This window comes from Nonomuraea sp. MG754425 (assembly GCF_021699195.1).
In the GTDB taxonomy this organism is placed as follows: Bacteria; Actinomycetota; Actinomycetes; order Streptosporangiales; family Streptosporangiaceae; genus Nonomuraea.
Genome location: NZ_SSXE01000019.1, coordinates 19286 through 45699, shown reverse-complemented (window position 1 = coordinate 45699; position 26414 = coordinate 19286). Strand labels below are relative to the sequence as shown.

Sequence of the window (26414 nt, the reverse complement as noted above, 5' to 3'; positions counted from 1 at the left end):
GAAACGGGCGGGGCCAGGACAGAATAGGCGCTACCGGACGGTCGCGGTGGTCGTCCCCTAGATCGTCGGCAGCCAGACCCGCATGGTCGCCGGGCCCCGGTTGCCCCACCGGTGGTACGGCACCAGCCGCAGCCGCACGTCACCGTCCCCCGGGGCGGCGGGCTGCGCCCCGTACGGCCACGTGCCGTTGGCCCGGGAGCCGAGCCGCGCGCCCACCTCCAGCTCCACCACGCCGTCCGTCGCGTGCTCCACGGGCGGATCGACGTGCGCCGTCAGGTCGCCGAGCGGCGGCTCGTCGGCCACCGACTCCGCGCAGTAGACCAGCGGCCCCCGCTCGACGGCCGCGCTGCCCCGCAGGGCGTCGATCCGCCGGTCGGGGAGGGTCCACCTGGGCCGCATGGGCAGCTCCAGCCGGATCTCGTCACCGGCCCGCCACGGCCCCTCGACGTAGGCGTAGCCGGGGCCGACCGGCCGGATGACCGGGCCCTCGGGCAGCGGCGCGTCCTGCGCGGAGACCGGGACGTGCGCGAGCGTCGCGTCCGAGGCCCAGGCCGGGACGCGCAGCCCGACGCGGCCCTCGCCGTCTTCGAGCATCCGGACGCTGACCGAGCCCTGCCACGGGTAGCCGGTCTCCACCCGCAGCGCCAGCCGCCCGGAGCGGATCTCCGCCGGGGTGAGGTGGTGGATCAGCACCCCGCCGTCCTTCCCGGCGGCCACGTACGCGGGCAGCGAGGCCAGCGTGCGGGCGATGTTGTTCGGGCAGCAGGACACGTCGAACCACGGTGAGCGCAGCCCGCCCTCGGCGGCGTGGTTGACCCCGTCGAGCGGCGTCGCGGGCGCCCGCACCTGGAGCGGGTTGACGTAGAAGAACGACGCGCCGTCCAGTGCCACTCCCGTGGCGAGCACGTTGTACATGGTGCGTTCGGCCAGGTCGGCGTAGCGGGCGTCGCCGGTGGCCAGCAGCAGCCGGTGCGCGAGCATCACGGAGGCGATGCCCGCGCAGGTCTCGTTGTAGGCGCGGTCCGGCGGCAGTTCGTAGTCCTCGCCGTACGACTCGTCGGCATGCCTCGAGCCCATGCCGCCGGTCAGGTGGGTGCGCCGGGCGACCGTCCGCTCCCACTGCGACTCGACCGCCTTCAGCAGTTCCTGGTCGCCGGTCTCGACCGCCACGTCCACCACGCCGGAGGCCAGGTAGAGCGCGCGCACGACGTGCCCGCGGAACACCTGCGCCTGCCTGACGGGCAGATCGTCCTGGTAGTAGCCGCGGCCGAAGGGGATGTCGGCGAGCGCGGGCAGGCCGCGGCGCGCGACGAACCGGCGGGCCATCTCCAGGTAACGCTCGGTGCCGGTGGCCCGGTACAGCTCGACCAGCGCCATCTCGATCACCGGATGGCCGCACGTCCGCGTGCCCTCCATGAACCTGCGGCACACGTGGTCGGCGGCCCGCGTGACGACCTGGGTGAGCGGGTCCTCCCCGTGGGTGCGCAGGCGGGCCACCCCGGCCTGGATCAGGTGGCCATAGCAGTAGAGCTCGTGACCCCACTCGAAGTCGGTGTAGCGGCTGCCGGACCAGCGGGTGTTGAGGTAGCCGTCGCCCTCCTGGGCCTGCGAGACGATCTCCGCCAGCGCGGGCAGCCCCGGGTGGTCGGCCCAGGCCATCGCCTCCAGCAGCTTGTAGATCTCCGAGTCGCTGAACTCCCGCCCTCTGCGGGGCCGCTCGCCCCGGAAGTTGCCGATCCAGCCCTCCCGTTCCTCCCACTCCTGGCAGTGCGCGATCGTGATCTCGCGGTTGAGCGCCACCCGGTCGCCCCAGAAGCCGGGCAGCAGGCGGACGGAGTCGAGGCCGAGGGGGGACAGCACGCCCGACGAGGGCTGGACGGGGTTAGCCACGCAGAGCTCCTGACATGAATCCGCGCACGTAGTGGCGCTGCAGAACGATGAAGAGGATGAGACAGGGGATGGCCATGACCATGACGCCGGCCTGGAGCATGCCGTAGTCGATGGCCCCGAACGTGTGCTGCGTCATGCTCACCACCGCGACCGGCAGGGTGAAGGAGGATCCGTCGTTGAGCAGGATGAGGGGTGCGAAGAAGTCGTTCCAGGAGGCCAGGAACGCGAACAGGCCCACCGTGACCAGCGCGGGCCGTACGGCGCGCAGCAGGATCTTGGAGAAGGCGCGGAAGGTGCCGCAGCCGTCCACCAGCGCGGCCTCCTCCAGTTCGCGCGGCAGCGCCTCGAACGCGTTGCGCATCATGAACAGCGCGAACGGGAGCTGGAACATCACGAACACGAGCGAGAGCCCGACCAGCGAGTTCTGCAGCCCGAGGTAGCCGAGCAGGACGTAGAGGGGGATCAGGATCGTCGCGTACGGCACCATGAGGATCGCCAGCGTGACCAGGAACAGCAGGTTCTTGCCGGGGAAGTCGAAGCGGGCGAAGCCGTAGCCGCCGAGCGCCGAGACGGCCAGCGTGCCGGCCACGGTCATCGCCGACACCAGCACGCTGTTGGTGGCGTAGGTGCCGACGCCCTCGCCGAAGCGGGCCATCTCCAGGTAGTTCGACGGCTCCTCCAGCGACGCCCAGCCGCTCCACACCAGCGGGAACAGGAACAGCACCGCCAGGGCGGACAGAGTGAGGTATCGGCTCACCGCAGCCTCCGCATCATCAGCGTGTTGAGCCCGACCAGGGCCACGAGCAGCACGACCGACAGGGCCGCCGCGCCGCCGAGGTCGAAGCGGAAGAAGGCGTCCCGGTAGACGACCATCACCATCGAGACGGTGCTGTTGTCCGGGCCGCCGTTGGTGAAGACGAAGAACTGGTCGAAGGCCAGCAGCGAGCCCGTGACGCTGAGGATCAGCATCAGCGCCAGCGTCGGGCGCAGCAGCGGGAGCGTGATCTTGGTGAAGATCTGCAGGCGGTTCGCGCCGTCGCTTCTGGCGGCCTCGTACACCTCGGTGGGGATGGCCTGCAGGCCGGTCAGCAGGATGAGCATGTTGAACCCGGCGAAGCGCCACAGCACCAGCGCGATCGTGGAGAACAGCGCCATGTTCGGGGTGCCGATCCACTTGACCGGCTCGCTGGTGACGCCGAGCGCCCGCAACATCGGGTCGATGGGGCCGAAGTCGTTGTTCAGCATCCCGTAGAACAGCAGTCCGGCCGCCGCGAACCCGACCGCGCCGGGCAGGAAGAACGCGGTCCTGAAGAAGGCGATGCCCGGCCGGCGCTCCTGCACCAGCAGCGCCAGGCCCAGCGCCACGGCCGACAGCAGCACGGTCGTGATGGCCGTGTACTTCAGCGTGAAGAGCACGGCGTCGACGAAGAGCGGGTTGTCGGCGATCTTGAGGTAGTTGGCCGGGGCGTTGAACGTGGCCTGGCCGAGCAGGGGCCAGCGGTTCAGCGACATCCAGACGACCAGCACCAGCGGGGCGACGAACAGCACACCCACGATGACGGCCGTCGGGGCCGCGTACAGCCAGCCCTGGAGCTTCCTGCCGCGCCACCGGGCGGGCGGCGTCGCGCGGGCCGCCCGCCTCGTCCGTGCGGTCGTCAGCGTCATTGCTGCAGCGACTTCGTGACCTCGGCGTTGAGCTGGGTGGCCTGGGCGGCGTCGCCGAACACGGCCTCTCTGGCCAGCCGCAGCCACGGGCCCTGGGGGTCGTTGTAGGTCTGGCCGAAGCGCAGCGCGTACGGTGTGCGGCCCTTGGCCACCAGCGAGTTGATCAGCACCACGCGCGGGTCCTCCGCCGAGTACTTGTTGGCGGCCAGGTCGATGCGGGCGAGCACGTCCTTGTTCTTGGCCATCACCTCGACCTGGGCCGCGTCGGAGACCGTCCAGGAGAGGAAGTCCCAGGCCGCGTCGGCGTTCTTGGAGGTGGCCGAGATCCCGACCGAGTCGCCGCCCACGAACGTGGACTCGCCGCCGTCGGGGCCCGCGATCGGGGTGACGCCGATCTTCATGTCCTTCGGCATCAGGCCGAGCGTGGTGGACGGCATCGGCATCACGCCGATCTCCCCCTTGGGGAAGAAGCCGGTCCAGGTCGGGCCCTGCTCCTCCTTGGCCGTCGGGCCGGTGGCCTTCTTCTCGTACAGCTCGCGCCAGATCTTGAACACCTCGGTCATGGCGGGCTGGTCGTTGAGCGAGGTGGTGCCCTCGGGGTTCATGACCTGCCCGCCGGCCGCCCACACGGAGGGCCAGAAGGTGAACACGTAGCAGCCGCCGCAGTTGCCGCCGAAGAAGGTGCCGTGCACCTTGCCGTCCTTGCCCAGCTTCTCCTGGACGGTGGTGGCCTGCTCGGCGAACTCCCTGAGCGTCTTCGGGCCCTGCTCGGGGTCGAGGCCGGCCTTCTCGTACAGGTCCTTGTTCCAGAACCAGACCGACAGGTCGAGGGTGTGCGGGAGCGTGTAGCGGCGCTCGTCCAGGGTGCCGAGCTCCATGTGGGAGGGCGCGAGCTTGTCCTTGTACGGCAGCGCCGCGATCCTGTCGGTGATGTCCATGAACAGACCTTGGGAGGTGTAGTTCGGGACGAAGATGACGTCGGCGGCGAACACGTCGGGGAGCTGCTTGGCCCCGGCCGCGGCGGCGATGCGCGGCTGGTAGTTGTCGGTGGGGATGACGGTGAGCTTGACCTGGTTCTTGTGGGTCCTGTTGTACTCGGCGACCAGGCGTTCGCTCTGCGCCTGGGTGGCGGCCCGGGTCCACATGGTGATCGTCACGGGACCGTCCGCCGGTTGGGCCCCGCCGCCACCACCGCCGCCGTTGCCGCAGGCCGCTGCTGTGAGCGCTAACACGCCGAGGAGGGAGATCCCGGCCAGCCTTCGTCTCATGTTGTGCTCCTGGACTTAAAGGTTTTCGGAAACGTAGAAGAAACATGAGCCCATGTCAATGGGTGCTATGGTGCTAAGCGGTTCACAATTCTCCGAAAAGGGTTTCGAAGTATGGCGGGTAAGCGGGCGACCATCAACGACGTGGCCTCGCTGGCGGGGGTGTCGATCGCCACGGCCTCCAAGGCGCTCAACGGGCGCCAGGACGTACGGGCGGCGACACGCGAGCGGGTGCTCGCCGCCGCGGCGGAGCTCTCCTTCCAGCCGAACGCCCTGGCCAGGGGGCTGCTGTCGGGGCAGACCCGGACGGTCGGGCTGCTCACCTCCGACAGCGTCGGCCGGTTCGGCATCCCCGTCCTGCTCGGGGCCGAGGACGCGTTCGGGGCCGGCGAGATGGCGGTGCTGCTGTGCGACGCGCGCGGCGACGCGATCAGGGAGCAGCACCACCTGCGCGCGCTGCTGTCGCGCCGGGTGGACGGGCTGATCGTGGTGGGGGAGAGCACCAACCCGCGGCCGTCGGTGAGCAAGGACCTGCCGGTGCCCGTCGTCTACGCCTACGGCCCCTCCGAGGACCCCGACGACGTGTCGTTCGTGCCCGACGACGTGGGCGCGGCGAAGATGGCCGTCCAGCACCTGCTCGCGCTCGGACGGCGGCGGATCGCGCACATCACCGGCCCCGCGCACTACAAGGCCGCCCGCGACCGCGAGGAGGGCCTGCGCCAGGCGCTGGCGGAGGCCGGGGTCGCGCAGGCGGGGCAGACGTTGCCGGGCGTGTGGTCGCAGCGGTGGGGGCGGCACGCGGCCGAGATGCTGCTGATGAGCGAGCCGGGGATCGACGCGGTGTTCTGCGGCAGCGACCAGATCGCGGCCGGGTTCGTCGAGGCGGCGCGCGAGCGCGGGCGGCGGGTGCCCGACGACATCGCGGTGGTCGGGTACGACAACTGGGAGGTGCTGTCCACCGAGACGCGGCCCGCGCTGACCACCGTGGACATGAACCTGGAGGTGCTGGGCCGCACGGCGGCGCAGCACCTCTTCGCGGCCATCGACGGCAGGGCCACGCCCGGCGTGCACACCCTGCCCTGTGAGCTGGTGATCCGCGACTCCACCTCGCCGCCCGGGATCTCGTGACGGCTGCGGTGAGCCCGCCCGGAGGCGGCGGGCTCACCGCGGCCGAATCTCCGTCAGGAGGCCGCGCAGGTGTAGGACGAGACCGTGGCGGTGTCCCCGCCCGGCCGGGTGACCTGGACGCCGAAGCTGGTCGAGCCCCCGGCGGCGAGGGTGCCGTTGTAGCCGGCGTTGCGCGCGGTGACCGTCTGCCCGCTGCTGGTCACCGTGGCGTTCCACGAGCCGGCCAGGGAGTGCCCGGCGGGCAGGGTGAAGGTGACCGTCCAGCCGGTGACGCCCGACGTGCCGGTGTTGGTGACCGTGACCGGCTGGACGACGTACCCGCCGCTCCACTGGCTCTGGACGGTCCCGGCCGCCGTGCAACCGCCGCCGGTGCCGCCGCCCGAGGTGGTGGTGAAGGTGTTGGTGGCCGAGGCGGTGGACTGGTTGCCGGCCCCGTCGCGGGCCCGGACGTACACCTGGTACTGGGTGGACGGGCTCAGGCCCGTCAGGGCGATCGAGTTGGTGGTGGACGAGCCGAGGAGCGGGTCGGTGGCGCCCTGCTCGCGGTAGACGTCGTAGCCCGCCAGGCCGGAGCCGCCCGAGTCGGTGGAGGCCGACCAGGTCAGCGTGGCCCCCGAGGAGGTGACGCCGGCGGCGGAGGGGGTGCCGGGCGTGGTCGGGGCGGTGGTGTCGGTGCCGCCGCCGCCGAAGAAGGTGGCCTCGCGCGAGGTGGCGACGATGCCGTTCGCGCCGTTGAAGATGCGCTCGCCCCACGAGGTCAGCGCGGCCGGGTTGAAGTTGGTGACCATGTCGAGGTACTCGACGCCGCCGCCGTTGCCGCTCCACGACCAGCCGATGTAGCCGACGCCGCGCGACTGGGCCTGCGACATGATCGTGTCCTCGTCGGGGTTGCCGTCGGAGTGGTTGTGCCCGAACTCGCCGATGACCAGCGGCAGCCCGGCGGTCTGGAAGGCGTTCAGGTACGCGGTGATCTCGGCGGCCGTGTCGAAGACCCCGTACATGTGGATGGAGAAGACCGTGTTGCGCTGGGTGTCGGCGTTGAACACGGTCTGGGCGCTGTCGCGCATCGTGAACTGCCAGTCCTGGCCCCAGTTGGGCGCGTCCACCATGAGCAGGTGCTGGAAGCCGAGGCCGCGCATGCGGGTGATCGCGCTGGTGGTCGCGGCGGTCCAGGCGGAGACGTTGTTGTTGCCGTACGGCTCGTTGCCGATGTTGACGACGATGAAGTCCTCGGTGCCGGTGAGCGCGCTGCGGACGCTGCTCCAGTAGTCGACCGCCTGGTCGAGCGTGTACGCGCCGCTCTGCTCGCCGTACCCGGTGGTGTCGTGGTTTTCGAGCACGCATATTAACCGGTTCTGCCGGCAGAGGGAGACGACGTTGGCCACGTCGGAGGCGCCGTTCGCGGGCCACCGTCCGCCGCTGAGCACCACGCGGACGGTGTTGGCGCGCAGGGCCTTGATGTTGGCGAAGGAGCCGGTCTGGCTGGTGTACCAGGTGTGCGCGTGGCTGACTCCGCGCATGACGAACGCGTTCCCGTTGGCCTCCAGGATCCTGGCGCCGCTGACCCGGAGCCCGACCGCGGCGTGCGCGGGAGCCGGGACGATCAGCATCGAGACGAGCAGCGACAGGAGCGCCGCGGCCGCGAGCCCGAGTCGTTTGATCATGGGGGGTGCCCTTCTTGGTGGTTGTTAACCGGTTAGGTACGCGCACATGCTCTGCGCAAACGGCCCCGATGTACAGCGGTCAGACGGGCACGGGGAAGGAATGCCTGGAGAGGGGTGAAACTTTCACCGCCGCGCACGCTCGTCCGGGTGCTCTCAACGCTCCCTGAGCGTGGGCAGCCCGGCCGCCAGCGCCGAGAGCGCCCGGACGAGCGTGGGCAGCAGCACGGGGCACGCGGCGGCCAGTTCGGGGTCCTCGGCGTAGACCTGGGCGAGCGCGGGAGGCGGGTTGGCCGCCGGGTAGAGCATGCCGGCCAGCCCGCTGGCGGCGGCCACCAGCTCGCCGCCCTCCCGTTGCGTCAGCTCGGTGGCGCCCGCGACCTCCGCGCCCATCTCGGCGATGAGGTCGTGGACGGTGTGCTTGAACGCGCGGGCGACGGGGACGGACACGTTGTGCTCAAGGCTGGTGGCGGCGTGGCTGAGCAGGTCGCAGAAGAGCGGCCGGGCCACGATGGTCTCGGCCAGGGCGGTCATCGCCTCGGCCGGGCCGCCGCCCGCGCGCAGCCGGGCGGCGGCGTCCGCGGCCCACTGGCGCCATTCCTCGGTGAGCAGTTCGAGGTAGATCTCCTCGCGGCTGCCGAAGTAGCGCACGATGTTCGACTTCGCCAGCCCGACCGACTCGGCGACCGCGCCCAGGCTCACGTTGCCTACCCCGGAGGCGCGGGCGAGCTCGCGGGCGGCGGCGAGGATCGCCTCGCGCCGCTGCTGCTTGTGCTCTGGCCGCCTGGCCCGGAGGAATGCCGACCGCGTCATGTCGCACCCAGCATACTGGCGCGACTTAACAGAACACCATTCACTTGTTAAGTGAACGGCGTTCTGTTAGCGTCCGGGGCAAAGCGGGAGGATGCGAGTGACCCAGATACGGATGAACGTGAACGGCTCCGTCGAGTCCCTCGACGTCGAGCCATGGGTGAGCCTGCTCGACGCGCTGCGCGAGCGGCTCGGGCTGACCGGCCCCAAGAAGGGCTGCGACCAGGGCGCCTGCGGCGCCTGCACGGTGCTGGCCGACGGCCTGCGGATCAACGCCTGCCTGGCCCTGGCCGTCCAGTACGACGGCAGCGAGATCACCACGATCGAAGGCGTGGCGCACCCGCTGCAGGAGGCGTTCGTGCGCCACGACGGGTTCCAGTGCGGCTACTGCACCCCCGGCCAGCTCTGCTCGGCGATCGGCATGCTGGCCGAGTACGAGGCCGGCATGCCCAGCGCCGTCACCCCGCCGGGAGCGGGCGCGTACGAGCTGAGCGAGAGCGAGGTCAGGGAGCGGATGAGCGGCAACCTGTGCCGGTGCGGCGCCTACAACGGCATCCTCGACGCGATCATGGACGTGGCCGGCGAGGAGGGCACCCGATGAAACCGTTCGCGTACGTCAAGCCCGCCGACGTCGAGGCCGCGATCCAGGCCGCCGCGCAGCCGGGCGCGAGGTTCCTCGGCGGCGGCACCAACCTGGTGGACCTGATGCGCGAGGGCATCGAGCAGCCCGACACGGTCGTGGACGTGACCGGGCTGCCCTTCGACACGGTGGACGACCTGCCCGGCGGCGGCCTGCGGATCGGCGCGCTCGTGCGCAACAGCGCACTGGCCGCCGACCGCCGGGTGCGCGAGCGCTACCCGATGCTCTCGCAGGCGGTGCTGTCCGGGGCCTCGGCCCAGCTCCGCAACATGGCCACCGTGGGCGGCAACCTGCTGCAGCGCACCCGCTGCCCGTACTTCTACGACCACGCCTCGGCCTGCAACAAGCGCGAGCCGGGCCGCGGCTGCGACGCCCTCGACGGGTTCAACCGCGGCGCGGCGATCCTCGGCGTCAGCGCGAGCTGCGTGGCCGCCCACCCGTCCGACCTGTGCGTGGCCCTGGCCGCCCTGGACGCGGTGGTCGAGCTGCGCGGCCAGGACGGCACCCGGCGCGTGCCGCTGACGGACTTCCACCGGCTGCCCGGCGACACCCCGGAGGTCGAGACCGTGCTGGCCCCCGGCGAACTGGTCACGGCCGTCGAGCTGCCGCCCGCGCCGGTCGCCGCGAACTCCCGCTACCGCAAGGTCCGCGACCGGGCGTCGTACGCGTTCGCCCTGGTCTCGGTGGCGGCGGCGCTGGAGGTGCGCGACGGCGTCGTCACGGACGTCTGCCTGGCGCTGGGCGGCGTCGCCCCCCGACCGTGGCGGGCCACCGAGGCCGAGCGGCTGCTCGTCGGCGGCCCCGCCGACGAGAGCGCCTACCGGCGGGCCGCCGAGGCCGAACTGGCGGGCGCGAGCACCCGGCGGGACAACGCGTTCAAGGCCGCCCTGGCCACGGCCACGATCGTGGCCACCCTGCGCGAGCTGAGCACGGGAGGGGACCCGCGATGAGCACCACGTACGCGGACAAGACCGCGTCCGCCACCGGCAAGTACGTCGGCCGCGCCGTGGACCGGGTGGACGGCCCCGCCAAGACCACCGGCGAGGCCCGCTTCGCCGCCGAGTACCCCTACCCCGGGCTGGCCTACGCCGCGCTCGTGCACGCCACGATCCCCCGGGGCCGCCTGACCGCCGTCGACACGGCGGCGGCGCTGGCGGTGCGCGGCGTGATCGACGTCCTCACCCACGAGAACGCGCCGCCCATGAAGCCCGCCCCCAAGGTGAGCTTCCTCGACCTCAGCACGCTGGTCTCCGGCACGCCGGTCAACTACCTGGCCACCGACGAGGTGCACTGGAACGGCCAGCCCGTCGCGGTCGTGGTCGCCGAGACACCGGAGACGGCCCGGTACGCGGCGTCGCTGGTGCGGCCCGCGTACGAGGAACTGCCCGCCGCGGTGGACTTCGCCGCGGAAGAGGGCAACGCGGTGCCGCAGAAGGGCAACCTGATCAGCGAGGCCGCCGCCGACAAGGGCGACGCGCCGGCCGCGCTCGCCACCGCCGCGCACTCGGTGGACCTGACCTTCAGCACGCCGCCGCACCACCACAACGCGATCGAGCCGCACGCCACCACCGCCGTCTGGGACGGCGACCGGCTGACCGTGCACGAGGCCGCGCAGAACATCGCGTGGACGCGGCGGCACCTGGCGCAGCGGTTCGGGGTGCCGGAGAAGGGCGTCAGGGTCCTGTCCCCGTACGTGGGGGGCGGGTTCGGCGGCAAGGGCTCGGTCTGGGCCGGCACGCTGCTCGCCGTGCTGGCCGCGCGGGCGACCGGCCGTCCGGTACGGCTGGCGCTCACCCGCGAAGGCGTCTACCACACGGTCGGCGGGCGCACCCCCAGCACGCAGCGGGTCGCGCTGGGCTCGGACGCCGACGGCCGGCTGACCGCGCTCATCCACACCAGCGTGTCCAGGACGGGCCGGGCCGGCGGCATGGGCGAGCCGATCACCGCCGGCACCCGCCACCTGTACGCCTCGCCCAACATCCACCTGCGCCAGAACGTCGTCCAGCTCGACCTGCTGGCCAACACCTTCATGCGCGCCCCCGGCGAGTCCATCGGCACCTTCGCCGTGGAGTCGGCCATGGACGAGCTGGCCTGCGAGCTGGGCCTCGACCCGATCGAGCTGCGCCTGCGCAACGAGCCCGACCGCGACCCGGTGGGCGGGCAGCGGCTGGCGCACCGGCGGCTGCGGGAGGCGTACGCGCTGGGGGCCGAGCGGTTCGGCTGGAGCACGCGCGACCCGCGGCCCGGCGTCATGCGGGACGGCCGGTGGCTGGTCGGCATGGGGGTGGCCACGGCCTACCACCCGTCGATGCGGATGCCGGCGAACGTCACCGTGCGACTCGGCGCGGACGGCACGGTCGTGGTGCGCTGCGGTCTGCAGGAGATGGGCATGGGCACGGCGACCGTCCAGGCGCAGATCGCCGCCGACGAACTGGGCGTCCCGCTCGAGTCCGTACGCTTCGAGTACGGCGACTCCGACCTGCCGTCCGGGCCGGGCGCGGGCGGCTCGGCACAGACCGCGAGCGCTGCGGCGGGCGTGCTGGACGCCTGCGACAAGCTCAGGCGCACCCTGCTCGGCCTGGCCCGGCGGGTGCCCGGCTCGCCGCTGCGGGGCGTGCGGCCGGAGGACCTGGAGGCGCGCGACGGCGGGCTGTACCACGCGGGACGCGGACAGACGTACGCGGAGATCCTGGCCGCGGCCGGCCGCGGCCACGTGGAGGCGGAGAGCCGCGCGGGCATGCTGGGCTTCATGGTCAGGACCCTGCGCGAGCGCAGGCAGTGGGTGCGGGCGGCGACCGGGGCGCAGTTCTGCGAGGTGCGGGTGGACCCCGACACCATGGAGGTACGCGTCTCGCGCTGGCTGGGCGTGTTCGACGTCGGCACGGTGATCAACGCCAGGACGGCGGCGAGCCAGTTGCGCGGCGGCATCGTGATGGGCATCGGCATGGCCTTGTCGGAGCAGACCCTGATCGACCACCGCGACGGCCGGATCGTGAACGCCAGCCTGTCGGAGTACCACGTGCCCGTGCACGCCGACATCCCCCGCATCGACGTGCAGTGGCTGAACGAACCGGACTCGACCATGCCGCTGGGCCTGCGCGGGATCGGCGAGGTGAGCATCACCGGCGCCGCCGCGGCCGTGGCCAACGCCGTGCGGCACGCCACCGGCCGGCGCGTGCTCGACCTGCCGATCACGCTCGACAAGCTCATGGGGTGAGAGGCTGCTGAGGTGATCGTCGCGCACGCCGTCCAGGAGGCCCCGGCATGACCCGTCCGCCCGTTCCGCCGTTCACCGAGGAGAGCGCCCGCGTCAAGGTGCAGGCCGCCGAGGACGCCTGGAACACGTGCGACCCCGACCGCGTCGCCCTCGCCTACACCGAGGACTCGGTGTGGCGCAACCGCGCCGAGTTCCTGTCCGGCCGCGACGAGATCAGGGCGTTCCTGCGCCGCAAGTGGGCCAGGGAACTCGACTACGCCCTGCGCAAGGAGCTGTGGGCGGTGCTCGGCGACCGCATCGCGGTGCGCTTCCAGTACGAGTGCCGCGACGCCTCCGGTCAGTGGTGGCGCAGCTACGGCAACGAGCAGTGGGAGTTCGACGCGTCAGGGCTGATGCGGCGCAGGGAGGCGAGCATCAACGACGTCCGCATCGACGAGTCGCAGCGGCGCGTCTTCGGGCCGCGCGGCGACGGCGAACGCGGCGTGGACGTGCTGCCGCTCAACTGAGGTAACGCAACCACAGGTACGGCGTGGCCAGCGCCACCAGCACCGGCGTGACGACCAGGCCGTACTTCGTGAACTGCCAGAAGCTGATCGGGGTGCCGTCGCGGGCGGCGATGGCCTCGCGCTCGTTCAACGCCATCACCTCGGCCGCCGGGCCCGGGTCGTACCGGAACATCCGCCCGAACAACCACCGGCACAACGCGGTGAACACCGCCGGCAGCACGACGATCAGCGGCGCGAGGTGCACGAGGAAGTCGTTGAAGCTCAGCCCGCCCGGCCGGCGATGATGATGTTCGGCGGGTCGCCGATCCCCTCGACCGGCCGGCCCGATCAAGGCACGCGCAGCCACCGCGGGTCGTCGTAGCGCTGCTCCACCCCGTCGGCGGGCAGGAAGTCGGGGGCGGTGCACAACACCACCGTGCCCTGCAACTCCAGGTACCGGATCAGCGCCGCCGCCACCGACAGCGTGGCCTGCATCCCGTCGGCGGTCCTGGGCATGCGCTCGTCGAGCGCCGACACGACGTCGGAGAGCCCGAACTCGGCGGGCAGCGCCGAGGCGACCTCCCTGACGAAGCTCTCCGTCACACGCGTCTGGACCATGACCGTGCCCGGCGCCGATTTCCCCGATCCGTCGCAGACCTCGCAGCCGTCGCTGTCGTGCGGGTTGATGGAGATCCGGCCCGAACCGAGGCACACCTGACACCTGCCGAACTCGGCGGCATGCCGCGTGGCCGCCTCCCGGCCGGCCAGCGGCAGCCCGCAGGTGCACGAGAAGGAGTTGTAGGTGCCTTCGACGTAGTCGGGGTAGGCGATCTCGTCGGGGGCGTCGATCCACTCGGTGGTGATGACGTGCTCGTCCATGGAGACTTGTACGCTCTCGTCGTCGGCTGGTGGGGCCTTCAACATAGCCCGCCCGTCAGCCCCTGCTCACAGGATCGGCCAAAGAGGTCACGTTGGGTGAGCGCGCCCCCGCGCGGTCATGTCGAGCTCACCGGGACGAAGCCGGAGCCCGCGCGGTAGTTGGGTGACTGGTGGCGGAAGTAGGTGTTGTAGACCTCGCAGTAGCGACCGCCGGCGGCCAGCAGGGTGGCGTGGTCGCCCTCCTCCACGATCCGGCCGTGATCGAGCACGATGATGCGATCGACGTGCTCGATCGTGGACAGGCGGTGCGCGATGACGATCGACGTGCGACCGGCGAGCACCACGTCGAGGCCCTCCTGGATCTGGGCCTCGGTGAGCGGGTCGACGCTGGCCGTGGCCTCGTCGAGCACCACGATGGCGGGGTCCTGGATGAGCAGCCGGGCCAGCGCGACGAGCTGGCGCTGGCCCATCGACAGGGCACGGCCGTGCTCGCCGACGTCGGTCTTCAGGCCGTTCGGCAGGGTCTCGATCCAGTCGCCGCCGCCGACGGCCGACGCGGCGGCCAGCACCTCGTCGTCGTTCGCCTGCGGGCGCGGGTAGCGGATGTTGTCGGCCACCGTGCCGCTGAACAGGAACGGCGCCTGCGGCACCGCGCCGATCTGGCTGCGGTAGCCGCCCAGCTCCAGGGTGCGGATGTCGTGGCCGTCGATCAGCAGCCGGCCGTCCTGGAACTCGTAGAAGCGGGTGATCAGCTTGCTCAGCGTGGACTTGCCGGCGCCGGTGTGGCCCACCAGCGCCACGCTCTCGCCCGCCTTGATGACCAGGTCGAAGTCACGCAGCACGGGGTGCGCCGGATCGTAGCCGAAGGTGACGTGCTGGAACTCGATGCGGCCCGCCAGCCGCCCCACCTGCCGGGCGTCGGTCTGCACCACCCGGGGCGGCGCGTCGATCAGCGCGAAGACGCGTTCGGAGGCCGACAGGCCCTGCTGGAACTGTGACCAGAACGCGGCGATGGACGTGAGCGGGAACCAGAAGAGCGAGACCCCTTGCAGGAACAGGTACCAGTCGCCGGCCGACAGCCCGCCGTCGAGGACGGCCGAGCCGCCGAGCTGGACGAGCGCGACCGTGCCGAGCCCGGCCACCAGGAAGAGCACGGGGAAGATGGCGGAGAAGACGAACCCCTGCCGCAGCGTCACCTGGTAGCTCTGCCGGTTGATCGGCCGGAACTCGTCGTAGACCTGCCGCTCCTGCCGGAAGTTCTTGGCCACGGCGATGCCGCCCATGGTCTCCTGCAGGTTGGCGTTGACCCGGCTGAGCGAGCGTTGCGCCCGGCGGGTGCTGAGCCTGGCCAGCCGCCTGAACAGCAGCGCGAACCCCACCACGATCGGCACCACCAGCAGCGTCAGCAGGGCGAGTTCCACGCTGCGCACGAACAGCAGCGCGGTGACGAACCCCACCATCAGCACCTGGCTGATGAGGTCCATGGTGAGCGTGGAGACGGTGGCGAAGTCGTCGGTGTCGGACGTGACCCGGCTGACGATCTTGCCGGACGGCGTCTCGTCGTAGAAGGACAGGTCGCGGGCCAGCACCGCGTCGAAGGCGTCCTCGCGCAGCCGCAGCACGACGTCGCCGGTGACCCGCGCGCTGTTCTTCTGCCGGACGTGGTTGAACGCCCACGACAACACCCCGGTGGCCAGGACGCCGACGGTCAGCAGCCAGCCGACGTCGCCGATGGTGCCGTCGGCGATCGCGTCGACGGCCAGGCTGCCGAGCATCGGGATGGCGGCCTGGCCGGCCGAGCCCAGCACGATCATGCACGCCACCAGGACCATGGCGCCCAGCTTGGGCCGGAAGTACGCCGTGATCCGGCGCAGCAGCTCGCGGTCGTCGTAGGTGCGGTCGTAGTCCTCGGCGTCGAGGCCGTCCATGACGAAGCCCATCAGCGCGCCCCTCCCTGCTCCCCGGCCAGGACCGGCCCCGCGCCGCGCGGGTCGCCCTCGTCGCGCAGGTCGCTCTCGTCGTAGTGGGCGAAGACCCGCCGGTAGAGACGGCTGCGCCCGATCAGCTCGTCGTGGGTGCCGAAGTCGACGACCTGTCCCCGTCGCAGTAGCAGCACCTTGTCGGCCCAGCGGATCTGGGAGAGCCGGTGGGTGATGAGCAGCGTGGTGCGCCCTTCGAGGATGCGGCCGATCGCCTGCTGGATGCGGTCTTCGGTCGCGGAGTCGATGGCGCTGGTGGAGTCGTCGAGCACGAGGATCGCCGGATCGGTCAGCAGCGCCCGCGCGATGGCCAGCCGCTGCCGCTGCCCGCCGGACAGGGTGACGCCCCGCTCGCCGATGACGGTGTCGTAGCCGTCTTCGAGCTCCTCGATGAACTCGGCGGCCTGCGCGTCACGTGCCGCCCGCTCGACCGCCTCGCGGTCGGCCCGCTGGCCCTTGCTGAAGGCGATGTTCTCGGCGACGGAGCGGGAGAAGAGCACGATGTCCTGCTCGATCGTGGAGATCTGCGAGCGCAGCGAGTCGAGGTGCCAGTCGCGCACGTCGACGCCGTCGACCAGGATGCGCCCGGAGGTGACGTCGTAGATGCGCGGCACCAGCTTGGTGAGGGTGCTCTTGCCCGACCCGGTCTCGCCGACGACGGCGACGGTCTCACCCGGCCGCACCGTGAACGTCACCCCGCGCAACGCCGGCTCGCCGTCGCCGTCGCCGTCGTAGCCGAACGTGACGTCGTCGAAGACGATCTCGCCGCTGATCGGCGCGGTGTGCCCGTCGGGCCGCTGGTCGATCTCGCTCTCGGCGGTGACGACGGCGAGGATCCGGCGCGCGGACACGATGCCGATCTGGATCAGCGAGAACGTGAAGATCGACATCTGGGTGGGGAACCCGAGCATGCCCAGGAGCCCCATGAACGCGACCAGCTCGCCGACCGTGATGGCCCCGGCGGCCTGCAGGAGCAGCGCGTGCCACAGGCCCCCCGCCATGGCGAACGCGAACAGCAGTGTCGGCAGGTAGCGGGCCTGCACGAGCCCGTTGCGGACGAAGGAGTCGCGGTAGCGCCGCGCGTTGGCCCGGAAGCGCAGCCGCTCCTGCTCCTCCTGCGCGGTCACCTTGATCACCTCGATGCCACGCACCGCCTGGTTGAGCCCGGCGTTGAGATCGCCGAACTCCTCCCGCATGCGGGTCGCGACCGGGTTGAGCCGTCGCATGTAGTGCCACAGCGCGAGCGCGAACACGACCGCGAAGACACCCGGCGCCAGCAGCAGCCGCGGATCGATGGCGGCGATGAAGAACAGCGGCACCAGCCCGGTCAGCCCGGAGTCGACGATGAGGTCGGCCCCCGGCGTGATCATGATCGAGAGCTGCCGGATGTCGTTGGCCGCCCGCGCCATCAGGTCGCCGACCCGCTGCCGGTTGTGGAAGGTCTGGCTCTTGCCGAGCAGGCTCACGTAGAGCTCGTCGCGGGCGTCGCGCTCCAGCCGCTTGGCCAGCACCTCGCTCGACAACCGCGCGACCAGGTCGAACAGCCCGCGCGCCAGCACGATCGCGAGCAGCACCAGCGCGATCAGCCCGAGCGCGTCGGCCGGCTCGCCCCGCACGCCGAGCACGGCGTCGAAGGCGTCGCCGGTGAACTGCGGCACCAGGGCGTTGAGCACCACCATGACCAGCGACCCGCCGAGGAAGCCCAGCAGGTGGAGCGGATGGCGGCGCAGGTGGGACCAGAGCCAGCGCACCGGGCCGCGCCGGTCGTGGCGCGGGCCCGAGACGGAGAACTCCGACTCGCTGGTGATCGACATGCTCAAGCCCCCGGACTCGGCAAGGTGGGACATCGAACCTGCTTTCTACCACCCGCCACCGACAGTTCTCGAACCCTTTTGCGCGGTGACGTAGCGTGTTCGCATGGAACGAATGAGTGACAGCGAGTGGCGGGCGTTCGTGATGGCGGGCACCCGCACGGGGAAACTCGCGGTGACGCTGCCCGACGGCCTGCCGCACGTCACGCCGATCTGGTTTCTGCTCGACGACGACGAGGTGGTGTTCAACACCGCCGAGACCGGCCTCAAGGGCAGGGCACTGCGCCGCGACCCGCACGCGGCCCTGTGCGTGGACGACCAGCAGCCGCCCTACTCCTACGTGCTCATCAAGGGCCAGGCGAGCATCTCGGCCGACCTGGAGGAGATGCTGGTGTGGGCCGTCGAGATCGGCAGGCGTTACATGGGCGACGGGCGCGCGCGGGAGTTCGGCGAGCGCAACGCCGTGCCCGGCGAGTGCCTCGTCCGGCTGCGCATCGACCAGGTGATCGCCCAGCGCGCGGTCGCGGGCTGAGCTTGGCGACCCGCGGGTCGGCCGGGGTGCGTCAAGCCTCGTTCTGCCAGGTCAGCGGCACGAGCTTGAGGTCGAACTCGATCTCCTCGTAGGGGCCGTCCATGCCCCACGCGCCGTCGGACCGCTCGCGCGGCGCGCGGACCAGGTCGTCCTTGACCGCGTACGCCGCGTCGGAGCCGAGATAGGGGTCGCCGGCCATGAACACGTGCGTGGTCAGCGGCCGGTGGCCGGCGGCGGACACGTGGAGGTGCAGGTGGGCGGGGCGCATCGGGTGCCGCCCGACGGCGTGCAGCAGCCTGCCGCCCGTGCCGTCGGTGGGCACCGGGTAGCTGCTCGGCCGGATCGTCCGCAGCCAGTAGCGGCCGTCGGCGTCGGTGGTGAACAGGCCGCGCAGGTTGCCGGGGGTCTGGGTGATGTCCTGCGAGTCGTACAGGCCGGTGTCGGCCGCCTGCCACAGGTCCACCGTCGCGCCGGGCAGCGGCGCGCCGTCGCAGTCGAGCACCCGCCCGTGCACGACCGTCGGGACGCCGCGCGAGCGCTCGGGGCCGTGGCTGATCCAGGCGCCCGGCTCCCGCGCGGGCGCGGGCGAGTGGAACGGGCCCTCGACGGACGACGGCGTCATGCCCTCGGGGCCCTGGTTGTTCACCCCGTCGACCGCGCTCGTGAGGCCGAGCATGTCGGACAGCAGGATGAACTCGTTGCGCTGCGGCGTGCACGCGCGCCCGGTGTCGATGAGGAAGCCGAGGCCCGCGGCCCACTCCCGCTCGGTGGGCCGCACCTCCTCGACGAAGGCGTGCAGGTGGCTGACGAGCGCGGAGACCACCTCGTTGATCCGGGGGTCGGGCCCGTCGATCTGGCTGAGGACCTGTCGCAGCAGCGGGGTCACGGCTCCTCCAAACGGCTCAGCCGGAGCGTATCAGGGGGAGTCGCGCGAGCCCCGCCGCCGCGACGATCACCGTGGGTGGTCGTCCCGGAGCGCGCGCAGGGTCTCGGCCTGCTCGGCCGTGACGCCCATGGCGCGCTGGGCGACCGCCTCCTCGGGGGTGAGGCCGGCGCCCGCCCAGGAGGCCGTCTCCTCGAACGGGATGCCGGCCCGCCACCACGCCCGTGCCACCGCCATCGGGGTGAGTCCGCGCCTGATGTGCCGGTCGGCCTCGGCGGGCCTGAGACCCAGCTCCCGCCACATGCGCGCGGTGGGGGCGTCCACGTTGCGCCGGGCCCAGGCGGCGGCCTCGTCGTCCACCCAGTCCTGGCCGCAGTAGCTGTAGATGACGAGCGCGTCGGTGTTGCCCAGCCGGGCGATGAACCGCTGGGTCCGGTCCCGGGGGTCGCCGCCGCCCGCGAAGGCCATGAGGCTGGTGAACGCGTCGCCCGGCGCGGTCGGGTCGTCGGCGTCGCGCGGCGGGCGGCCGTGCCTGAGGTCGTGGGCCCGCTCCGGGGTGTGGCCCTGCCGCCTGAGCGCGAGGGCGTCGGCGAGGCCGAACTCGTACTCGTGCCAGAGGAGGGCCTCGGCGGCGGTGAGGCGCGCGGCGCGGCAGGCGGCGATCTCGTCCGGGACGACGTGCGCGGTGCCCCACTGGACGGCCTCGGCGGGGTCGGTGACGCCGGCCCGCCGCCACGCGGTCGCCTGCCCGGGTGTCAGCCGCCACGTCCACCAGCGGCGTCCTTCGGCGGCGGGGATCCCGGCGGCCTCGTACGGGGCCGGGTCGAACGATGACGTCATGTCGCTCCTCGCACGTGTACGGTCTGTGCCCACTCCGGGGCCGGCCCGCCGGAGGGGTCGAGCAGGACGACGACGACCCTGGTCGGGGTGGGCGGCCGGGCCGGCCACGGGGTGCGGCCGTCGGTCATCGCGATGATCAGGTCCGGCGGCGGTCGCCGGGACAGGGCGGCGGCGAACCCGGCACGCAGGTCGGTGCCCCCGCCGCCGGTGAGCCGCAGGTCGGAGACGCGGTCGAGGACCTGCGGCGGGTAGGCCCGCGCGTCGGAGGTGATCACCGTGAGCAGCCGCCGCCCGGCTCCCACGGCCCGCAACACCCCGGCCACCTCGGCCGACGCCCGCGCCAGCATGCCCTCCGTGACCGAGCCCGAGGTGTCGATCAGCACCGTCACGCGGGGCAGGGGACGGCGCAGGCTCGGCAGGACGACTCCGGGCAGCGCGGCGGCCCTGCGCGACGGCCTGCGGTAGGTGTGGTCCACCCGGCCCGCCGCCTGGGCCAGGCCGCGGCGCACCTCGGCGGACAGGTGGCGGCGCCAGTTCACGGAGGGTTCGAGCACCTGGCCGGCCCAGCGACGCCAGCCGGCCGGCACGTCGTCCTGGGCGTTCAGGCGCTCGCGGATCCGGCGCGCGGTGTCGAGCGCGGTCAGGCGGGCTGTGGCAGGGGAGAGGCCGGGCAGGTCGCGGTCCCAGAGGCGGGGCAGGCCGTCGCACCCGCTGCCGCAGTCGCCCTCCGGCGCCGGGGCGTTCTCGGGCAGGGCGTGCCAGTACTGCTCGGCGGTCCAGCCGTCCGGCAGGCCGAGGCAGGCGGGGGTGGTCGCGTCGGCGGGGAGCGGGGACGTCTCCGGGAGGAGGTCGTCGTCGAGTTCGGCGTCGGCGGCCAGGTTCCACCGGCGCTGGTCCTGGGCGCGTGTCAGCATCGTGCTGCCCGGATAGCGCCGGGCGTGCTCGCGGAGGAGATGCGTCACCTGGTGGACGAGCCAGAAGCCGACCTCCGGCACGCTCTGCCGGTCCAGCTCCCCGGCCCCGACGTAGACGTGCCAGCCCGGGTCGGCCGGGAAGCGCCGCAGGTCGGCGGCGGAGCCGGGGACCACGACGGGGTCGAGGGCGAGCAGCGCGCCGGCCAGGTAGGGCGCCTGGTGGGCGGCCCGGACGCGGGCCGCCGACCACTTCTGCCACAGCTCGGGACCGATCACGGGAGCAGCCCCGCCGCGCGCAGGATCGGGGTCAGCTCCAGCAGCGCGGACGGGATCGCGGCTCCGCGCGGCCGGCGTCCGGCGAGGGTGCGGGCCGCGAGGGTGGCCACGTCCGGCGCGGTGCGGGCGGCCCTGGCGATCACCCGCCAGGCGGCGTCCCAGCTCGTCACGTCACCGGCGGCCACCGCGACGGCCACCACCGAGGTGAGTACGGCGAAGGCCCGGTCGCCGCGCCTGGGCAGCTCGAACCCGTCCGGGTCCGCGAGCACCGCCACCGGGTCCGGCAGGTCCAGGTGCTCCCGCCAGGACAGGAACTCCAGCGCGGCCCCCTCCCCGACGGCCCCGGTCACGAGCGCGGCCAGCACGTCGTCCGAGGAGCCGGCGGCCTCGCACGCGGCCGCCAGCGTGGCCGTCGCCTCCCACGACCGAGGGCTCGGCCACCCCTGGCCCCCGCCCGACGGAACCTGGAGTGCCAGCACCGGCCTGACCTCCAGGAACGCCGCCACGGTCGCCCGCGCCCGCACCACCTGCTCGCGGGACGGCGGCCGGGCGAAGGCGGACAGCGGCGGAGCGGGGAACCCCACCGCCAGGCCGCGCGCGATGCGCCTGCCGTCCACCGGCCAGTTGAGGTGCACGAACCGGTTGGCCAGCGGCGGCGTCAGGTCCCAGCCGTCGGCGGCCTCCTCGGGCGGGTTGGCGGCGGCGACCACCTGCACCTTGTCCGGCAGTCGCACGTCGCCCACCACGCGCTCCAGCACCACCCGGAGCATCGCGGCCTGCACCGCCGGAGGAGCCGTGGTCAGCTCGTCCAGGAAGAGCAGCCCGTGACCGGCCGCGGCCAGCCGCTGGGCCCAGGCCGGTGGGGCCAGCCGGACCGCGCCGTCGGCGACCACCGGCAGGCCGGCGAAGTCGCTCGGCTCCCTGATCGAGCCGACGACCACCTCGACGGGCCAGTTCAGGGCCTCGGCGAGGGCCACCACGACCGAGGTCTTGCCGGTGCCGGGGCTGCCCCACAACACCGTCGGCACGCCCGCCGACACGGCGACGGCCAGCGCCTCCGACACCACGTCGCCGCCGTCCACGCTCACTTCCCCGCCGACGGGCCGGGGCCCGCCAGTAGGGAGACGAGGCCGGGTATGCCGAGTTGCCGGGTCAGCAGCGCCAGTTCGTGCTCCGGGAACTCCCCGCGTACGGTCGCGGCGTTGTCCGCCAGGGGGGTGGCCGTCAGCCGTACCCGCCGTACGGCCTGCTGGAACGCCTCCGGATCCCACGGCTGCGAGGCCACCGCGCCCGAGGCGATCCGCGTGACGTCCTCCGGCGCGGGGGACGACGCGATGCCCAGCCGGGTCGTGAGCCGGTCGCCGACCAGGAGCCCGGCCAGGTAGCTCCGGCTCGCCGCGAGGGTGCGCCGGGGCCGGGGGTCGTCGCCGTGGACCCAGGCGGTGACGATCTCGGCGACCAGGCGGGCCGCCGCGTGGCTGGGCCGGTCGGACAGCCCGAAGTCGCCCAGGTCGAACTGGTTGGCGGCGACGACCAGCGCCACCCGGTCCTCGGTCCACCCGCGCGTGAAGTGGCACCAGCCCCACGGGTACTCGCCGCCGTGCCCGACGTACGGGTGCTCGCCGCCGAAGACGTTGAACACCAGGCCGACGGACAGGTCGGGACGCGGCCCCGCGAGGGTGCCGCCGCTCGCCTGGGCCGTGATCATCCGCGTGGCCATGGCGGGGGACAGGATCCGGCCGGAGCCCAGCGCCCCGCCGTTGAGCAGCGCGAGCACGAACCTGGCGTGGTCGGAGGGTGTGCTCAGCGCGGAGCCCGCCGGGTAGTCCCCGGGGTAGAGCGTGGGCAGCGGCAGGTGGAGGCCGGGCAGGGTCGCGTACCCGGTGGAGCGGCGGGCCAGCAGCCCGGCCGGCACGAAGTCGGGATGCTGGGCCCGGGGGAACACGGTCGAGCCCATCCCCAGCGGCTCGAACACCTCCCGCGCCACCCGCTCGGAGAAGCCGGCCCCGTCGGGGTCGAGCAGTTCGACGAGGTGCCCGGCCAGGGCGATCCCGACGTTGCTGTACTGGTAGCCGGCTCCCACGGGGCCGGTCCAGAACGGCGCCAGCGTGCCGCCGTAGGCGTCGGACCGGCCCGCGTCGAGCACCCGCCGCAGGTGCTCACCCAGCGGCGGGGGCGGCACCCGGTCGAAGTCGCCCATGCCGGGGCCCAGTCCGCTGCGGTGGGTGAGCAGGTCCCGCAGCGTGATCGGCCGCCGCCCGTACGGATTGACGACCCGTACGTGACGGTCGATCGGATCGTCGAGCCCGATCACGCCGCGTTCCACCAGCCGCAGGGCGGCGACGCCGGTGTACGGCTTGCAGTCCGAACCCGTGGGGCCGACGGTGTCCACCGTCATCGGGCGGCCGGTGGCCAGGTCCGCGTGCCCGTACGCGGCGGCGATCGCCACCTCCGTGCCCACGCCCACCGCGATCGACAGCCCCGGCGTCCCGCAGACCCGCATGATCTCCGGCACGTACGCGTCGAGCGCCTCTTGCAGCGCGCTGATGTCCATGTGTCAACGCTCGCATTGACACTTCGAATATGTCAAGGAGAGCATTGACAGTCATAATGGTGGGGTGCCAGAGCTACCCGACCTCGCCGAACTGCTGTCGATCGTCGAAGCCCGCAGCGCCGACGACACCGACGCCCTGACCCGCCTCACCGTGGCCGAAGGCGTGCTGTCCGACCAGCGGAACATCGGCGACCGCCTGCTCGGCTACCTCGTCGAACTGGCGCGGGCCGAGGGCTGCTCATGGGCCGACATCGGCGACCACCTGGGCATCAGCCGCCAGGCGGCCCAGCAGCGTTACGGGCGGCGCTGGTCCAGCCTCACCATCGCCGACCTGGCGCGGTCGGGGGCGTTCGAGCGCTACACCGGCCGCGCCAGGCAGACCCTCGACCGGGCCGAGGCGCACGTCCGCCGCCTGGGCGGCTCCGCCATCGAGGCCGGTCACCTGCTGCTCGGCATCCTCGACGACCCGAACACGCTGGCCGTCCAGGCGATCGCCGCCCAGGACGTCGATCCCGCCCTGCTCCGCGAGGCGCTGGAAGGCCGGCTGCCCACCGGCTCCGGCTCGCCCGCCGCGCTCTCGGTCGGGGCCGGCGCCCGTCGAGCCCTCACGGCCGCGCTCACCGAGACGGCCGAGCTCCGGCACAACTACATCGGCACCGAGCACATGCTGCTCGGCCTGCTGCACGACAAGTCAGGCACGGCGGGCAAACTCCTCTGGGAGCACGGGGTCGCGCTGGAACCCACCCGGGCCGCCGTACGGGCCGCGCTGGAGGCGTTCCTTCGCTCCCGGGAGCCGTGACACCCCCGACGACCTGCGGCGCGGCGGGGGCGTAGGGGCAGGTTCGTGAAGGGCGGACGGTAGGGCAGGCCCTACCATGATCTGTCCCGTGTACGGGATCGTCGCCACCCCCTGACGGTCCGTAGTTTTGACGCATGATCGCAACGAGCTTCCAGCGCTGGACCGGCGCCTCCGCCCTCGCCCTCGCCGTCGTCTGCGGCACCGCCACCCAGGCCGCCGCCACCCAGACCACCGCTTCGGCCTCCCCCGCCGTCCAGGCGAACCTGATGGAGCTCGTGCTCAAGGACGGTTTCCCCGCCGCGCTCGCCTCCGTGCGGTCGCGCGACGGCCGGATGCGCGACTACACCGCCGGGCTGAAGGAGCAGCCGCCGGCCGACGGGTACGTCCGGATCGGCAGCAACACCAAGACCTTCACCGCCGTCACCGTCCTGCAGCTCGTCGGCGAGGGCAAGGTCAAGCTGGACGCCCCGGTCGAGACCTACCTGCCCGGCCTGCTGCGCGGCGACGGCATCGACGGCCGCCGCATCACCGTGCGCCAGCTCCTGCAGCACACCAGCGGCCTGCCCGAGTACACCGACTTCCTGGCCAAGGGCATCCTGCCCTACCAGCACACCCACTTCGAGCCCCGGCGGCTCCTCGACATGGCGCTGGCGAAGAAGGCGCAGTTCGCCCCCGGCGCGAAGTGGCAGTACACCAACACGAACTACATCGTCGCGGGCCTGCTCATCGAGAAGGTCACCGGCCGCCCGGCCGGCGAGGAGATCACCAGGCGCACGGTCAAGAAGCTCGGCCTCACCCGTACCTACTTCCCGCGCAGCGGCGACCAGGAGATCCGCACCCCGCACCCCACCGGCTACCACCGGGACGACCCCAAGCGGCCGATGACCGACGTCAGCTCCTTCGATCCGTCGCAGGCGTGGACCGCCGGGCAGATGATCTCCACCCCCAGCGACCTGAACCGCTTCTTCACCGCGCTCATCGACGGCAAGCTGCTCAAGCCCGCGCAGCTCAAGGAGATGCGCACCACCGTCAAGGCCCCGATGCTCGGCCCCAACGCCCAGTACGGCCTGGGCCTGAGCAGCGTGAAGCTGTCGTGCGGTGTCACGGCCTGGGGCCACGGCGGCTCCATCCCCGGCTTCTCCACCACCAACGCCGCCACCGAGGACGGCCGCGCCGCCGCCGTCGCCGTCACCCACCTGCCGACCACGGCCGCCGGCCTGAAGCACGTCGAGGCCGCGCTGGACACCGCCATCTGCGCCCAGTTCTGATCCGCCCGATGGACGGCTCCCCGGTGACCCCGCCCCGCCCCGGCCACGACGACCGGGCGAGCGGCTCACCCCGCCAGCTCCTCCCCTTCCACCAGCGGCGGCACCCGCCGGGGCAGCAGGGTGCTCCGGCCGGTCAGCCAGTCGGCCAGCCGATCGCGCTCGACGAGCAGCAGCGGCTGCCGGGCGTCGAGCGCCTCCGCACGGGCTTGCCGGGTCAGGCGGCCCGAGGTGACCAGGACGCCGGTGTACCCGTCGAAGGCGTTGGCCAGCGCCCCCAGGAAGTTGCGCACCTCGGGCGCGCCGACGGACCGGCTGTAGCGCTTGCACTGCACGGCGTACGGGACGCCGCCGGGCGCCACGGCGGTGACGTCGACGCCGCCGTCACCACTGCGCCCCCGTTCGACGACCCGGCGGAAACCTTCGGCGATCATCAACTCGGCGACGAGGTGCTCGAATTGCGGGCCGGTCATGAGATCGACCTTCGCCAATTCCGCGTTGGCCGCGAGAAATTGCCGGCGCTGGGCCTGGATGACCCGATATCGAATGAAAAGCGCGGCACAGCACGCGGCGGCCAGCAGCATGGCCACGCCTATCGCCGGCACCGGATTCTCGATGGCGAATTTCGCGAAAAGGGCGACCGCAATGCCTGCCACCAGCAGGCTGAGCAGCCACAACTGCTGCCTGCCGCTTGACTTGGACCGCTTCCTGCGGTGTCCGGAACGCCTCGCCATCGTTTTCCTCCCGAAAGGCCGGTGCTGACGGTGAGTATGAACGGTGACACCGACAGAATGGGCGGCCGAACTTTCGGTGACGGCCCGATGGACATGCGGCGAACCCGCTTCTTCCCCATAAAACCGGACTGTTAGCGTCCGGGCATGTCGGCACCGATCTCACCGCAGGCCACGAAGGAGATCAGCG

At 72.4% G+C, this 26414-nt stretch carries 25 protein-coding genes; 9 read left to right on the top strand and 16 right to left on the bottom strand.

The genetic code is table 11. The features are described from left to right. Nucleotides 1–57 precede the first annotated feature (57 nt). Genes FAF44_RS09630 through FAF44_RS09615 form a run of 4 tightly spaced genes read right to left on the bottom strand, consistent with a single transcriptional unit; the run spans nt 58 to nt 4823 of the window. The gene (locus tag FAF44_RS09630; RefSeq protein WP_237102709.1) at nt 58–1890 is read right to left on the bottom strand and encodes a beta-L-arabinofuranosidase domain-containing protein; all 1833 of its coding nucleotides are present in this window, start codon (nt 1888–1890) and stop codon (nt 58–60) included. Further along, nucleotides 1883–2647 carry a carbohydrate ABC transporter permease gene (locus FAF44_RS09625; protein ID WP_237102708.1) on the bottom strand — a complete coding sequence of 255 codons (765 nt, stop codon included), beginning with the start codon at nt 2645–2647 and terminating at the stop codon, nt 1883–1885. The genes FAF44_RS09630 and FAF44_RS09625 overlap by 8 nt, the downstream gene beginning before the upstream one ends. Continuing rightward, entirely contained in the window at nt 2644–3555 is a 912-nt protein-coding gene (locus FAF44_RS09620; RefSeq protein ID WP_237102707.1) for a carbohydrate ABC transporter permease, read from the bottom strand. Before FAF44_RS09620 ends, FAF44_RS09625 begins: the two co-directional genes overlap by 4 nt. Beyond that, nucleotides 3552–4823 (bottom strand): ABC transporter substrate-binding protein, encoded by a 1272-nt coding sequence (locus FAF44_RS09615; protein ID WP_237102706.1) that lies wholly within the window; start codon nt 4821–4823, stop codon nt 3552–3554. Before FAF44_RS09615 ends, FAF44_RS09620 begins: the two co-directional genes overlap by 4 nt. A 111-nt stretch (nt 4824–4934) precedes the next feature. Here FAF44_RS09615 and FAF44_RS09610 point away from each other — a divergent pair, with 111 nt between their 5' ends. Further along, nucleotides 4935–5948, top strand: coding sequence for a LacI family DNA-binding transcriptional regulator (locus tag FAF44_RS09610; protein ID WP_237102705.1), 1014 nt, complete (start codon nt 4935–4937; stop codon nt 5946–5948). Between the two features lie 53 nt (nt 5949–6001). On the opposite strand, the gene FAF44_RS09605 is transcribed toward FAF44_RS09610, so the two are convergent. After that, complete coding sequence (locus FAF44_RS09605) at nt 6002–7612, bottom strand: cellulase family glycosylhydrolase (RefSeq protein WP_237102704.1); 1611 nt, start codon at nt 7610–7612, stop codon at nt 6002–6004. A gap of 153 nt (nt 7613–7765) precedes the next feature. Then, a complete protein-coding gene (locus tag FAF44_RS09600; RefSeq protein WP_237102703.1) occupies nt 7766–8422 on the bottom strand; it encodes a TetR family transcriptional regulator in 657 nt (218 codons plus the stop codon). A 112-nt stretch (nt 8423–8534) separates the two neighbouring features. Between FAF44_RS09600 and FAF44_RS09595 the strand changes: the two genes are divergently transcribed. From FAF44_RS09595 to FAF44_RS09580, 4 genes are read left to right on the top strand one after another with little or no spacing between them, the layout of a single operon-like run. Beyond that, nucleotides 8535–9020, top strand: a complete 486-nt coding sequence (locus FAF44_RS09595; RefSeq protein ID WP_237102734.1) for a 2Fe-2S iron-sulfur cluster-binding protein — start codon at nt 8535–8537, stop codon at nt 9018–9020. After that, a complete protein-coding gene (locus FAF44_RS09590; RefSeq protein ID WP_237102702.1) occupies nt 9017–10009 on the top strand; it encodes a xanthine dehydrogenase family protein subunit M in 993 nt (330 codons plus the stop codon). Before FAF44_RS09595 ends, FAF44_RS09590 begins: the two co-directional genes overlap by 4 nt. Continuing rightward, on the top strand, nt 10006–12276 hold the full coding sequence (locus FAF44_RS09585; protein WP_237102701.1) for a xanthine dehydrogenase family protein molybdopterin-binding subunit: 2271 nt from the start codon (nt 10006–10008) through the stop codon (nt 12274–12276). Before FAF44_RS09590 ends, FAF44_RS09585 begins: the two co-directional genes overlap by 4 nt. Before the next feature lie 47 nt (nt 12277–12323). Then, entirely contained in the window at nt 12324–12782 is a 459-nt protein-coding gene (locus tag FAF44_RS09580; protein WP_237102700.1) for a nuclear transport factor 2 family protein, read from the top strand. On the opposite strand, the gene FAF44_RS09575 is transcribed toward FAF44_RS09580, so the two are convergent. The 4 genes from FAF44_RS09575 to FAF44_RS09560 form a co-directional block, all read right to left on the bottom strand. Next, nucleotides 12775–13026: a hypothetical protein gene (locus FAF44_RS09575; protein ID WP_237102699.1), complete on the bottom strand. Its 252-nt coding sequence runs from the start codon at nt 13024–13026 to the stop codon at nt 12775–12777. The genes FAF44_RS09580 and FAF44_RS09575 overlap by 8 nt on opposite strands. Nucleotides 13027–13109: 83 nt before the next feature. Further along, nucleotides 13110–13640 carry a hypothetical protein gene (locus FAF44_RS09570; RefSeq protein WP_237102698.1) on the bottom strand — a complete coding sequence of 177 codons (531 nt, stop codon included), beginning with the start codon at nt 13638–13640 and terminating at the stop codon, nt 13110–13112. A 116-nt stretch (nt 13641–13756) separates the two neighbouring features. After that, complete coding sequence (locus FAF44_RS09565; RefSeq protein ID WP_237102697.1) at nt 13757–15580, bottom strand: ABC transporter ATP-binding protein; 1824 nt, start codon at nt 15578–15580, stop codon at nt 13757–13759. Beyond that, complete coding sequence (locus FAF44_RS09560) at nt 15580–17433, bottom strand: ABC transporter ATP-binding protein (protein WP_237102696.1); 1854 nt, start codon at nt 17431–17433, stop codon at nt 15580–15582. The genes FAF44_RS09565 and FAF44_RS09560 overlap by 1 nt, the downstream gene beginning before the upstream one ends. 103 nt (nt 17434–17536) lie before the next feature. Between FAF44_RS09560 and FAF44_RS09555 the strand changes: the two genes are divergently transcribed. After that, nucleotides 17537–17962 carry a PPOX class F420-dependent oxidoreductase gene (locus tag FAF44_RS09555; RefSeq protein ID WP_237102695.1) on the top strand — a complete coding sequence of 142 codons (426 nt, stop codon included), beginning with the start codon at nt 17537–17539 and terminating at the stop codon, nt 17960–17962. Between the two features lie 31 nt (nt 17963–17993). On the opposite strand, the gene FAF44_RS09550 is transcribed toward FAF44_RS09555, so the two are convergent. From FAF44_RS09550 to FAF44_RS09530, 5 genes are all read right to left on the bottom strand, one after another. Then, a complete protein-coding gene (locus FAF44_RS09550) occupies nt 17994–18848 on the bottom strand; it encodes a dioxygenase (RefSeq protein WP_237102694.1) in 855 nt (284 codons plus the stop codon). A 66-nt stretch (nt 18849–18914) separates the two neighbouring features. Beyond that, nucleotides 18915–19685, bottom strand: coding sequence for a hypothetical protein (locus tag FAF44_RS09545; protein ID WP_237102693.1), 771 nt, complete (start codon nt 19683–19685; stop codon nt 18915–18917). Continuing rightward, nucleotides 19682–20875 carry a VWA-like domain-containing protein gene (locus FAF44_RS09540; RefSeq protein ID WP_237102692.1) on the bottom strand — a complete coding sequence of 398 codons (1194 nt, stop codon included), beginning with the start codon at nt 20873–20875 and terminating at the stop codon, nt 19682–19684. Before FAF44_RS09540 ends, FAF44_RS09545 begins: the two co-directional genes overlap by 4 nt. Further along, complete coding sequence (locus FAF44_RS09535; RefSeq protein WP_237102691.1) at nt 20872–21957, bottom strand: AAA family ATPase; 1086 nt, start codon at nt 21955–21957, stop codon at nt 20872–20874. Before FAF44_RS09535 ends, FAF44_RS09540 begins: the two co-directional genes overlap by 4 nt. Nucleotides 21958–21959: 2 nt before the next feature. Continuing rightward, nucleotides 21960–23429, bottom strand: coding sequence for a serine hydrolase (locus tag FAF44_RS09530; RefSeq protein ID WP_237102690.1), 1470 nt, complete (start codon nt 23427–23429; stop codon nt 21960–21962). Between the two features lie 64 nt (nt 23430–23493). On the opposite strand from FAF44_RS09530, the gene FAF44_RS55730 reads away from it, so the two are divergent. Both FAF44_RS55730 and FAF44_RS09520 read left to right on the top strand, forming a co-directional pair. After that, nucleotides 23494–24228, top strand: a complete 735-nt coding sequence (locus FAF44_RS55730; protein WP_237102689.1) for a Clp protease N-terminal domain-containing protein — start codon at nt 23494–23496, stop codon at nt 24226–24228. A gap of 134 nt (nt 24229–24362) precedes the next feature. Next, nucleotides 24363–25496 carry a serine hydrolase gene (locus FAF44_RS09520; protein ID WP_237102688.1) on the top strand — a complete coding sequence of 378 codons (1134 nt, stop codon included), beginning with the start codon at nt 24363–24365 and terminating at the stop codon, nt 25494–25496. A gap of 65 nt (nt 25497–25561) precedes the next feature. Here the strand turns inward: FAF44_RS09520 and FAF44_RS09515 are convergent, their stop codons facing one another. Next, nucleotides 25562–25966: a restriction endonuclease gene (locus tag FAF44_RS09515; RefSeq protein WP_237102687.1), complete on the bottom strand. Its 405-nt coding sequence runs from the start codon at nt 25964–25966 to the stop codon at nt 25562–25564. Between FAF44_RS09515 and FAF44_RS09510 the strand changes: the two genes are divergently transcribed. Further along, a complete protein-coding gene (locus FAF44_RS09510) occupies nt 25943–26188 on the top strand; it encodes a hypothetical protein (protein ID WP_237102686.1) in 246 nt (81 codons plus the stop codon). The genes FAF44_RS09515 and FAF44_RS09510 overlap by 24 nt on opposite strands. The last annotated feature ends 226 nt before the right edge of the window (nt 26189–26414 follow it).